General features: G+C 67.3%; 9 protein-coding genes. 5 read left to right on the top strand and 4 right to left on the bottom strand.

The features are described 5' to 3' along the window. From QN357_RS14930 to QN357_RS14915, 4 genes are all read left to right on the top strand, one after another. On the top strand, nt 1–649 hold a 649-nt coding region (locus QN357_RS14930), incomplete at its 5' end, for an MFS transporter (RefSeq protein WP_323505115.1). 51 nt (nt 650–700) lie between these two features. Beyond that, a complete protein-coding gene (locus tag QN357_RS14925) occupies nt 701–1033 on the top strand; it encodes a hypothetical protein (RefSeq protein ID WP_322136029.1) in 333 nt (110 codons plus the stop codon). A 66-nt stretch (nt 1034–1099) separates the two neighbouring features. Further along, a complete protein-coding gene (locus tag QN357_RS14920) occupies nt 1100–1372 on the top strand; it encodes a hypothetical protein (RefSeq protein WP_134448872.1) in 273 nt (90 codons plus the stop codon). After that, a complete protein-coding gene (locus tag QN357_RS14915; protein WP_322140764.1) occupies nt 1369–4857 on the top strand; it encodes a DNA polymerase III subunit alpha in 3489 nt (1162 codons plus the stop codon). Before QN357_RS14920 ends, QN357_RS14915 begins: the two co-directional genes overlap by 4 nt. A gap of 161 nt (nt 4858–5018) precedes the next feature. On the opposite strand, the gene QN357_RS14910 is transcribed toward QN357_RS14915, so the two are convergent. Further along, nucleotides 5019–5744 carry a hypothetical protein gene (locus tag QN357_RS14910; RefSeq protein ID WP_166787356.1) on the bottom strand — a complete coding sequence of 242 codons (726 nt, stop codon included), beginning with the start codon at nt 5742–5744 and terminating at the stop codon, nt 5019–5021. Between QN357_RS14910 and QN357_RS14905 the strand changes: the two genes are divergently transcribed. After that, nucleotides 5710–6333, top strand: a complete 624-nt coding sequence (locus tag QN357_RS14905; RefSeq protein ID WP_322140763.1) for a hypothetical protein — start codon at nt 5710–5712, stop codon at nt 6331–6333. The genes QN357_RS14910 and QN357_RS14905 overlap by 35 nt on opposite strands. 164 nt (nt 6334–6497) lie before the next feature. Here the strand turns inward: QN357_RS14905 and QN357_RS14900 are convergent, their stop codons facing one another. From QN357_RS14900 to QN357_RS14890, 3 genes are all read right to left on the bottom strand, one after another. Continuing rightward, nucleotides 6498–8693 carry a transglycosylase domain-containing protein gene (locus QN357_RS14900; protein ID WP_134448870.1) on the bottom strand — a complete coding sequence of 732 codons (2196 nt, stop codon included), beginning with the start codon at nt 8691–8693 and terminating at the stop codon, nt 6498–6500. 121 nt (nt 8694–8814) lie between these two features. Next, the gene (locus QN357_RS14895) at nt 8815–10527 is read right to left on the bottom strand and encodes a cellulase family glycosylhydrolase (RefSeq protein ID WP_322140762.1); all 1713 of its coding nucleotides are present in this window, start codon (nt 10525–10527) and stop codon (nt 8815–8817) included. Nucleotides 10528–10704: 177 nt separating this feature from the next. Further along, nucleotides 10705–11196, bottom strand: coding sequence for an aromatic ring-opening dioxygenase LigA (locus tag QN357_RS14890; protein WP_174774856.1), 492 nt, complete (start codon nt 11194–11196; stop codon nt 10705–10707). Nucleotides 11197–11348: the final 152 nt, after the last annotated feature.

The raw sequence follows: 11348 nt of genomic DNA, 5'->3' as shown, positions 1-11348 counted from the left end.
TTCCACCTGTTCCGGGTCGGTGATGTCGAGTTCGAGGGAGGTGATTCCCGGCTCGTGCCACGGTTCGGCCGGCGGGGAAGCGGCAGGGGCGAGCACCCTCGCCATCGAGCACGCCCCCGAACATCGCAGGGCGTTCTTCTCCGGTTTCACGATGACCGGGTATGCGGCCGGTATGGTGCTCGCCACCATCGTCTTCATTCCCGTCGCGGCCCTACCGGAGGACCAGCTGTATGCCTGGGGCTGGCGGGTGCCGTTCCTGTTGAGCGCGGTCGTGCTCGTCGTCGCATACATCGTGCGGTCCCGTCTCGACGAGACGCCGGTGTTCGCCGAGACGAAGTCCGTCGCCGCCGTCGAGAGGTTCCCGGCCGCGCAGGTGTTCAGGCACCAGTGGCGCGACGTCGTGCGCGTGCTCGTCTGCTCTCTGTTCGCTGTGACGCAGACCGTGTTCACCGTCTTCGGCCTCGCCTATGCGACGAGCCCCGCCGTGGGCATCGATCGCGGCACGATGCTGTGGGTCGCGACCGTGTCCATCGCGGGTTCCCTCGTCACCATCCCGCTGTTCTCGGCTCTGTCGGACCGCATCGGGCGCCGGCCGGTCTGGATCATCGGCACCCTCGGTTCCGCGGCGACCATCTTCCTCTACTTCTGAGCGATCTCGACCGGTTCGATCCCGCTCATCTTCCTCGGCGGCTTCCTGAACATGACGCTGTTCTATTCGATGGTCAACGGGCTCTGGCCGTCGTTCTTCACGGAGATGTTCGCCGCGCCGGTGCGCTACTCCGGCTTTGCGATCGGCACCCAGCTCGGATTCCTGCTCGCCGGCTTCGCTCCGAGCATCTGTTATGCCCTGCTCGGGAGCGGGATCGACGGCTGGGTTCCCGTCGCCGTCTTCACCGCAGCCACCATGGTGCTCTCGGCGATCGCCGCCGTCACCGCGCGGGAGACCTTCCGGGTGCCGACCGCCCTGCTCGGGGCCGACGCGCTGCGCGTCGAGGCACCGGAGCGACCTCGATCGACGGTCGGCGCTGGCTAGTGTCGGCGGGGTGACGTACACTCCCAATATCGAACATTTGTTCGATCATTACGGAGGAGCCACCGAATGCCCCAGATCATCGACATCCGCGTCGACGTCGAGCTTTCGGCCGACGGCGACCCCCGCGCCTTCACCTGGGACCGCTTCGAGCACACCATCATCGGGCAACCGCAGGCGGTGTTCACGCGCACCCGCTGGTGGGAGAACGACGGGGTGCCCACCCGCATCGACACCGAGCTGTGGCGGGTCGACGCGGCCCGCGGGGGCGAGGAACAACACCGGTACGACCTGCGACGCGACGTCGACGGGTCGTGGGTGCTCGCCCTCGACTGGGGATGAACGAGCCGGGCACGGGCCGGTCGCGCACTGCCGGGCCGGGCACCGGCTTCCCGCACCTGCACGTCGCGAGCGCATACTCGACCCACTACGGGGTGACGCTTCCCGAAGCGCTTGCCGGCCAGGCGAGGGCCCAGGGCGCCTCCTTCCTTGCACTCACCGACCGTGACGGGCTCTATGGGGCCGTCAAGCACCTTCGGGCGTGTGGGGCGGAGGGCATCCGCGCCGGCCTCGGGGCCGACCTCGCGGTGCACGACGACGACCGGCTGCCGCTCGGCCGCGTCGTCGTTCTCGCGCACGGAGGCACCAGCGGCCGTGGGTATGCTGCCCTGTGCCGCGCCGTGTCCGCCGCCCACCAGGCCATGTCGACCGGAACAGGGCGCGAGCCGAGCATCGGCCGGTCAGAGCTTGCCGAACTGGCCGGGCTCCGGGCGCTGACCGTTCTGCTCGGGCCGGTCTCAGACGTCGGTGAGGCGATCGGCCGCCGCGCGACGAAGGAAGCCGGCGCCCGGCTCACGGCCTGGCAGGGATCGATGCCCACCGGGTCGGTGTGCCTCGAAGTCGTCTGCCATCTCGCCGAGCCCGGCAGCCGCGGCAGCGTCACTCCCGCGACCCGCATGCTCGCCCTCGCCGAGCAGAACGGCCTGCCCGCCGTGCTCACGAATGCGGTGCGCTACGGCGAGCCGGAGGACGCGGTGACCGCAGACCTTGCCGACGCCGCCCGCACCCTGACCCCGCTCGCCGAGCTCGAGCAGCCGCAGACGAACGGACAGGCCTGGCTCAAACCGGCAGGCGCGATGCGGCAGGTGGCCCGCATGGTCGTCGATGCCGGCCTGCACGACGACGGCGCGCTCAACCGGCTGCTGCGCGATACGGACATGCTCGCCGACCGCTGCACCCTCGACCCGCAGGCCGACATCGGCCTCGGTACCCCGCGGATGCCGGAGGCACGCGTGATCGGGGTCACCGGCGACCCGCTCGCCGAACTCTGGAAACGCGGACGATCCGGCGTCGACGAACGCTACGCGGCATCCGGTCGGACGGCGGTCGAAACGGCGCACGCCCGCCTCGAGTACGAGATGGCGACGGTCGAGCATCTCGGCTTCGCGAGCTATTTCCTCACGGTCGCCCGCGTCGCCGACCTCGTCAGGGGCATGGGCGTTCGTATCCAGGCCCGTGGCTCCGGCGTCGGCTCGGTGCTCAACTACGCCCTGCACACCTCATCGGTCGAGCCGATCGCGAACGGCCTGCTCTGGGAACGGTTCCTCTCCCCCGAACGCCAGACCCTGCCCGACATCGACCTGGACGTGGAGTCAGCGCGCCGCCACGATATCTACCGCGCCATTTTCCAGACCTTCGGTGCCGACCGGGTCTCGCTGATGTCGATGACCAACGCCTACCGCGGCCGCGGCGCCGTCAGGGACGCCGGGCTGGCCCTCGGCATGGATGCCGGGCAGGTGTCGGCGATCGCGAAGCAGATGTGGCGGTTCAACGCCCGCGACTTCCGCCGTGCCCTCGAGGAGAAGCCCGAGCTCGAACCGCTCGCCGCCGAAGTGCGCGCCTCGCAGCAGCTCGATCAGCTGGTCGACCTCACCGCACGGCTCGACCGGCTGCCGCGGCACATCTCGGTGCACCCGTGCGGCGTGATCCTCTCCGACGCGAGCCTGCTCGACCGCACCCCGGTGCAGGCGTCGGGAATGGGACTGCCGATGTCGCAGTTCGACAAGCACGACATGGACCCGATGGGCCTGATCAAGCTCGACATCCTGGGCGTTCGGATGCAGTCTGCGATGGCGCATGCCGTCGAGGAGCACCGACGCCTCACCGGAGAGAGCATCGACCTCGACCGGATCCCGCTCGACGACGAGCCGACCTTCGAGCTCATCCGCTCGACGCGCACCCTCGGCATCTTCCAGCTCGAGTCGCCAGGCCAGATGGAGCTCGTCGGCAAGCTGCAGCCCGAGGTCTTCAACGACCTCACCGTGGAGATCTCCCTGTTCCGACCCGGCCCGATGCAGAACAACATGCCCCTGCTCTACCTGCAGGCGCGGCACGGCGAGGTCGTGCCGGACTACATCCACCCGCGTTTCGAACCGATCCTGCGGGAGACCCGCGGCGTCGTCATCTTCCACGAACAGGTGATGCGGCTCTTCGACGAACTCACCGGCTGCGGCCTGGGCAAGGCGGATGTCTTCCGCAGGCACCTGGGGAAACCCGAGCAGCTGCCCCTCATCGAGGCGTACGTCCGTGAGCAGGCCCTGGGCCGCGGATTCCCCCCGGCGGTGATCGACCGGATCTGGACCGTGCTCGCCGGATTCGGCAGCTTCGGCTTCGCCAAGGCGCACGGCGCCGCGTTCGCCCTGCCCACCTACCAGTCCGCGTGGCTGAAGACCCATCACCCTGCGGTCTTCCTTGCCGGTCTCCTCACCCACGACCCGGGAATGTGGCCGAAGGACCTGCTCGTGGCCGAAGCCCGGGCGCTCGGGGTGCCCGTGCTTCCGCTCGACGTGCAGCACAGCGTGCTCGACTACCGGGTCGAGGATCTTCCTCCTGGCCACGCCGGGCCTGTCCAGGTCGAACCGGTGACTGCCGGGTCTCCCGGGCCTGCCGGGCCGCGCAGAGGCATCCGCCTGGCGCTGCCAGAGCTTTCGGGCAGCACCGCCGCCGAGAGGGCCCGGATCGTGCGGCACCAGCCGTTCTCCTCGCTCCAGGACTTCCGGGACCGGGTGCGGCCACGGCGGTCGAGCTTCGAGGCGCTCGCACGGGTCGGCGCCCTCGACAGCTTCATCGGCTATGACCGTGAGCGCCGGCATGAGCTGCTCGCGCACATCCAGTCGCTCCGCGGCACGGCCGTCGCCGTGCACGACGACCAACTCGCCTTCGACGTCGACCTGCCGGTCCCCCGGTACACCGGCGACCGGTTCACCGCCGTCACCTCCCTCGAGCTGCGCGGCCGAACCCAGACCGAACTCGAGCTGCGCGACCTGAGCCTCGCCGTGTCCGGGCACCAGCTCGCCCGTTTCTATCCGCTCTTCGCCGAACTCGGCGTCACCCCGGCGTCGGCCCTCGCCGACCTGCCCGGCGGCACCGAGGTGCTCCTCGCCGGCGTGCGGCGGGCGACGAACACCCCGCCGATGCGCGGCGGGCGACGCGTCGTGTTCGTGAGCCTCGACGACGGCACCGGGCCGGTCGCGAACGTGGTCTTCTTCCACGACGCCCAGGAACGCATCGGCGCCCTGGTCTTCCAGACCAGGCACCTGCTCGTCCGCGGCCGCACCAGGCGCTCGGGTGCGAAAGGGGTGTCGGTGACGGGCGACTCGCTCTGGGACCTCGCGGATGCCGCCCGGCTGGTCAAACAACGGCACAGCGCCGAGCGCGCGGCCGAGAACGCTGCGGGCGACGAGGCCCGGGCCGAGGCCCTGGCGGCCGAGCTCGCCGCGGTCGCGCCCACAAACGTGCGCCACCTCTGGTCCGCGCGCTCCGCCTGATCCGACACGCGAACCCGGCCCACGAACCCGGCCCACGGAACGGCCGCGACCCGTCCGGGCAGGCGAATGCCCGGTGCCGCAGGCGCGGCACCGGGCATCCGATGGATCCTTGTACCGGCCGTCCGGCGGTAGATCCGGACGGCCGTTCGACTATCCGGCGGCTACTGGGCCACCTGGCTGGTCGTTTCCACGTTCAGCCACGGGCCGGCGGGAACGGCGGACCGGTCCACGAAACGCCAGTTGACGTGGTCGTTGTCCCCGTCGAGGTCGGTGAAGCCGAGGCATCCGTTGAGGGCGGGCGACACGTCGGTGCCTGCGCCCTGGCTCGGGTCGCCGCTGAACTGCTTGTTCACCGGACGGGCGTCGTTGCTTCCGAACACGTAGGCAGCGTCGTGGTACAGCGAGCCGCTCGAGGGGCCCGCGTCCTCAACCTGTCCGTAGCACGTCTGGCCATTGGGACCGGTGAGCTGGACCCAGTGGTTCTTCATGTACGAGTAGTTCGAGTCACCATGGTGAGCGCTGTACGGGGCCACGTTCGCCCACGGTACGACGGTGTCGCGGTTGGCGAACGCCGTCGCGTCGTTGACGTCGTCGTAAGGAAGATCCAGGTAGAACGGGTTCTCGAGCGGCTTGGGCTGGCTGGTCGGGAAGTAGCCGTTGGCAGCGGTGCGCTTCTCTGTCGTGCACGTGAAGGTCGCAGCGGTCGCGCCGCTGGACGGGCCATCGCACCCGCCGACGGGCGAGCCGCCGCAGCCGGTGTCCGTTGAGGACCCGAGCTGAACGCCGGTGTGGTGAAGCGCCCACTTGCTGTCATAGGTGCTGCAGACCTGGCTGCCGTCGCTGAGGTTCGCGTTGAAGATCTCGCCGACCCAGAAGGTCGTCGACACGATATTGGTGTGCAGCGGGGACGTTCCGATGGCGATGGGGGGCGTCGTCGGAGTAGGCGTCGGCGTCGGCGTAGGAGTAGGCGTCGGCGTCGGCGTAGGCGTGGGCGTAGGCGTCGGAGTCGGAGTCGGAGTCGGAGTCGGGGTGGGCTTCGGCGCAGGCGTCGGAGCCGGCGTGGGCGTCGGCGTCGGCGCAGGCGTCGGCGCAGGCGTCGGAGTCGGAGTCGGAGTCGGAGTCGGAGTCGGAGTTCCGTTGTGGTGGTTCTTACGGTGTGACCACACCCCGGTCACGGCGAGCCAGCCTGACGGTGCGCTCACGGACGATGAACCGGACGACGAGCGGGACGACGAAGACGAGGAGTCGCCGGAGGCGAACGCACAGGAGGCCGTTGTGCCGACGACGATGCACAGGGCCGCCGTTGCGGCCAGGACACCGCCTGCGAGTTTGCGACGCGCGGTTGTACTACGCGGCGAGGACTTCTCGGCGCGACGAAAGAGCTGTTGCATGGAGTTTTTTGCCTTTCAAATGACCGGAACGCGCCGATCACAAATCCATCCACAGAACCTACGACACGCATTTTCGATGGGTTGACTGTAACCCATTCGAAGTACACGGCTCCGGAAAATACCCCCAGTTTTACGGCTGCGCTAGGGGCTTGACAAACAAAAAAACTGAGAGATCGCCGTAATCACGGGGAACTCACGACACATTCATAGCTGAGAAACTCTCAGGAAGGAAAACCCTCAGCGCTGTGTTTAACGGGGCGTCGGAGTCTGAGTCTGCGCCGGTGTCGGTCTCGGTGTCTGAGTCGGCGTCGGATTGGCTTCGATGAAGTCATCTCCACCGTACTTCGCATTCGCGACCGACATCACCGCCGGCCACATCCGGTGCCGGGCGGTCGCGGCCTGGCCGCTGTCGAAGTATGTGGTCCGCTGGTTCGCATCGCCGGTGAGGCTGACCACCGCGACGACGGTTGCGACCTTCGTACTCGACCCGGTCATCCAGGTGTCCTTATTGCCATCCGTCGTACCGGTCTTTCCGATCACGGGCACCTGCGGCGCCATGCCCCGGTTCGACTGCTGCCCTGTCCCGGTCGTCATGACCTTGTGCATGGCGTAGGCCATGCCCGCCGCGACCGTGGGGTTGACGGAAGCCGCGCACTCGCTGGTCGGCACGGGAACCTCAGCGCCGGTCGGGCCAACGATGCGGTCGATCACGACCGGACTGCACGTCACCCCCCTGTTCGCGATTCCCGCGAACGCGACGGCCATGCTCAACGGCGCGATCTCATTCGTGCCGATCACCGACGCAGCGCTCTGCAGGAGAGGGGTCGCATCAGCGCGGTGCATCCGGAATGCCTCAGCCGTCTTACGGATTCCGCACAGGTCGAGCTTCTTGGCCATCCCGATGTACCCGGTGTTGATCGAACCCACGGTGGCTTCGAGGGCGCTGTAGTGCGCCCCACTCTCGTTGGCGTCGTTCTTCGGGTTCCACTTCTCCTTGTCGTAGTTCTGCGGGCCGAGGCAGCTGTCCTGGAAGGTGCCCCAATTGGCCTTGCGGCGGGAATCGACGCGTTCGTAGAGAGCGTGACCTTCCGTGAGCCACTCGGCGAGGGTGAACACCTTGTACCCGGAACCCGGCTGGAAGCCACTCGAACCGCCATCGGCATAGTCGGTGTTGTAGTTGATGCTCGTGTAGTTCGCTCCCGTGGCCTCGACGACAGGATCCTGGCTGTAGTCCTTGTTCTGCACCATCGCAAGCACACGACCGGTGCCGACCTGCACGCTCGAGATGACAGCGCCGACATCCCAGCCGGGGAAGGTCGACGGTACATTCTGCTTCATCGTGGCCTCCGCGGCATTCTGAAGGTCCAGATCAATGGTTGTGTAGACGTTGTAGCCACCCCGGCGGAAGTTGAGAAGCCGGGTGTCGGCATCCGCCCCGAACGCCGGGTCGTTCCGAAGCACATGGGTCACGTAGTCGCAGAAATAGGCGCTTCCGCCCGCGGTCTGGCACCCGGTACTGGGCTCGTGGATGCTGGGTTCGACCGGTGCCGCGACCGCCGCCGCATAATCGTCCGGTCCGATCGTGCCGTACTTCAGCATCGTCCCGAGGATATAGTCCCGGCGGTCCCGGTTCGCCGCGTAGCCGTTCGCCGTACCGTTGGAGGCGCTGTTCGGGTCGTCGAGCTGGAACTTGACCGGGTTGTTGATGATGGCGACGAGGCTCGCGGCCTGCGGCAGGCTCACGGCCGCCGCCGTCGTGTTGAAGTAGTACTCGGCGGCCGCCTCGATTCCGTAGACCGTTCCTCCGAAGCCGGTGATATTGAGATACTGGCGAAGGATGTCCTTCTTGGAGTATTTCTTCTCGACGCCGATCGCGAGCCGCATCTCCTTGAGTTTGCGCTCGGCGCTCGTTCGGGTGGCCGTCGTGTAGCAGGAGTCGCGCGCCACGGGGTCGGAGAGTACCTCGCACTTCTGAACGAGGACATTCTTGACATACTGCTGAGTGATGGACGACCCGCCCTGAGTTTCCCCGCCAAGGCTCACCCTGAGTCCGGCCCTGATCGTGCCCTGCATGTCGATGCCGCCGTGTTCATAGAAGCGCGGGTCCTCACTCGAGACCGCGGCATCCGTCACAAAGGGGCTGATCGAGTCCGAGCCGACCTCGATCCGGTTCTGGTCATAGAAGGAGGCAAGCAGGTAGGGAGAGCCATCACCCCGCATCGCGTAGATGTTGCTCTTCTGGGAGAGCCTGTCGATCGACAGGAATTCCGGAAGGCTTTGGAAGGTGTTGATCGTGTCCGTCACGGCGAGTCCCGACAGCGCGACGACGGGCGTCACCGACGCGGCGATCAGGAGTCCGGCAACCCCGCTCATGGCCACAAGCCCGACCAGCCCGCCGATCACACCCCGAGGCGTGCGCCGCTCCTGGAATTCCGTCGTCCGCATCTGAACCCCCCATCACGGTTCATGGAACCCCGGCGCCGACAGAATTGCTAGGGGCGTCTCACGATCGTTATCGGAGCGATCAGGTCTGGGCAACGGATGTCGAGCTGGCCCGCCGGGGAGCTTACCTGGCGGTGAGGATCAGCGCCGGTGCTACCGGGGCCTTGGTCGCCTCGACCTGAAGGCCCACCCAGACGCTCTGCCCTGCGGGAATGGTGCTCGCCCAACCCGCTCCGGTGCACGTGATCGAGGTCCTGACCTTGACCGTGCACGTCATCCCCCACGCGTTGGTCACCGCAGTCACGGTCGGATCGGACCAGGTCACGCTCCAGGCTTTGGCACCGGTCGCACTCTTCACCTGGAAGTCGGCGACGTAGCCGGCGCCCCACGCGCTCTGCAGGTTCCACGTCGTGGTGATCGAGGCCGTGCCGGGGACGGGAATCGGAGTGGCGGTCGGAGTCGGCGTCGGAGTAGCGGTCGGCTTCGGAGTCGCCGTCGGAGTCGGCGTCGCAGTCGGAGTAGCGGTCGGCTTCGGAGTCGGTGTCGGAGTCGGAGTAGCCGTCGGAGTCGGAGTAGCGGTCGGCGTCGGCGTCGCAGTCGGCGGAACGACGATCGGAGTCCCTGCACCGAGCAGCGGCGTGAGGGCCGTGAGCTTTGCCGCCTCCGGGGTGACCCAGTCGTCCTTGACGATGCCGCCGGTGTCGCCGCTGTTCGGGTTGAACGACCAGTACGCGAAGCTCATGCCGTTGCTCGAGAGGTACGGTACGAGCTTGGCAAGCCATTTCTGGTCGGATTCGGTCGCAAGCTTCGTACCGAACTCGCCGAGCAGCACCGGTGCGATCCCGGTCTTGCTGATGTAGCCCCAGTTCTGGTCCCAGACGGTGGCGAGGTTGTCCGGGTAGTTGGCCGCGCTGAACCAATTCTGCGCGTAGACCGTCGCCGGGTAGTCGTGCGGCGAGTACACCACCTGGTTCGCGACGGAGAGGATGACAGGCTTGCCCTTGACACCGCTCAGGCCGCCACCCCACCAGGTGGATCCGCCGGTGGCCTGGTTCTCGATGCCCTCGACGAGGATCAGCAGCCGGGGGTTCACGGCGAGCACGGCGTTCCCACCGCGGGTCGCGGCCGCCTGCCAGTCGATCGCGGGGTTACCGCAGCCCCAGCATGCCTGCCCGTGCGGTTCGTTGTGCAGGTCGAAGCCGATCACGGTCGGATCATTCTTATACCGGGTGGCGAGTGCCTGCCAGTCGCTGATCCACTTGGCTTCACTGTATTGCGCCGTGTACCAGAGCTCCGATTGGGCTCCGGAATCCGGACGGTGCCGGTCGAGGATGACATTGAGTCCGGCGACCTTCGCCCGGGCGATGACCGTGTCCATCAGCCGCTGCGGGGTCAGTCCCGCGAGGGTCGGATTCACCGCGTAGTTGATCGAATTGCTGGGGGCCCCGCCGAGGCACTCGTTCGAAAACGGCAGCCGCAGGGTGTTGAATCCGAGCGACTTGATCTGCGCGAGGCCGGCGTCGAGGCCGATCGTCCAGAGTCCGTGCGGGGCGCAGTTGCTCGTCTCCATTCCGAACCAGGAGATGGCCTTGACGACATACGTCTGGTTGGCGGAGTTCTGGATCGTGCCACCCGCGGTGTGCAGCCAGCCGGACGGCGCACTGACGGAGGATGCCGCGAATGCCGCCGGCTGCGGAGCCGCCGTCACGAGGCCGCCCGTCAGGAGCAGGGCGGCAGCCACGAATGCGACCAGGCGTCCGGTGGCGCCTCCGCGCCGCGGTCGTACCGACGCCGTTGGGGAAATCTGCCTCGTGGCATAGCTGTCGCGAGCACTCATGCTGGTCCCCCAGTATTCCGCGGACGTGGTTCCCGATGGCCACCCCTCGGGGCGGCAAGATCGTCCGTTAGCCCCATCGTAGGGGTTCCCGTGTTTCGGCACGGTAACAAGCTGCGCCGGGCACAGAAAACGGGCCCCGCGACTACCGCGAGGCCCGTTCGATACTGCCGGATCGGATCAGGCGACGGCCGGAACCGCGGTCTTCTTCGAAGCGTGCGGCGTGAGGACGAAGATCGCCCAGCCGAACAGGCCGACGAGGATGCCGAGGCCCATGGCGAAGAAGGAGACGCCGAAGGCGACGATCGAGGTGAAGAGCGAGGCGCGCAGCAGCGACGCGGTCATGACCGTCGGGCGGACCTTGTCGTCCTGGGCGAGCTCGGCGTACGTCTTGCCGCCCGAGGCCTCCATGGCGTGGTGGTTAATGATGTTCGCCTGCGCGAGGGCGGAGAGGGGGTTGTCGACGGTCGTTCCGGCGAGGAACGATGCGTCGGCCGCGACAGTAATCTTCTCGCCGGCCAGCTGGCTGCTGACGGTGCCCCAGACGACGCCGCCGACGAGGAGCATAACGAGGCCGCCGATAATGCCGAGGAGGCCGATAATCCGAAGAATACGCGCCTGGCCGGAACCGGCGATCAGGGGCTGGGCAGCCGTTGTCGTAGCGGTTGTCATGAGATACCTTTCCTGGTGTCGCGCCTGTCGTGACACTCGTGTTACCCCCCAGTCTGCCAGTAATGAAAGCGCATTCATCACATTTTCTCTGCCGATTGCAACATTGGTGGTAAACGTTTGCACGGTGGCGGAGGAAAGGCGCGGCATCCGTT

Source organism: Cryobacterium sp. RTC2.1, from assembly GCF_035018685.1.
Lineage (GTDB): Bacteria > Actinomycetota > Actinomycetes > Actinomycetales > Microbacteriaceae > Cryobacterium > Cryobacterium glucosi.
The sequence above is the reverse complement of the archived record's forward strand: the minus strand, read 5'-3'. Positions and strand labels throughout refer to the sequence as shown.

Bases quoted from the DNA above. Each gene is read 5' to 3' on its own strand.
- QN357_RS14925 (WP_322136029.1), top strand. From the start codon at position 701: ATGACGCTGTTCTATTCGATGGTCAACGGGCTCTGGCCGTCGTTCTTC.
- QN357_RS14920 (WP_134448872.1), top strand. From the start codon at position 1,100: ATGCCCCAGATCATCGACATCCGCGTCGACGTCGAGCTTTCGGCCGAC.
- QN357_RS14915 (WP_322140764.1), top strand. From the start codon at position 1,369: ATGAACGAGCCGGGCACGGGCCGGTCGCGCACTGCCGGGCCGGGCACC.
- QN357_RS14900 (WP_134448870.1), bottom strand. From the start codon at position 8,693: ATGCGGACGACGGAATTCCAGGAGCGGCGCACGCCTCGGGGTGTGATC.
- QN357_RS14895 (WP_322140762.1), bottom strand. From the start codon at position 10,527: ATGAGTGCTCGCGACAGCTATGCCACGAGGCAGATTTCCCCAACGGCG.
- QN357_RS14890 (WP_174774856.1), bottom strand. From the start codon at position 11,196: ATGACAACCGCTACGACAACGGCTGCCCAGCCCCTGATCGCCGGTTCC.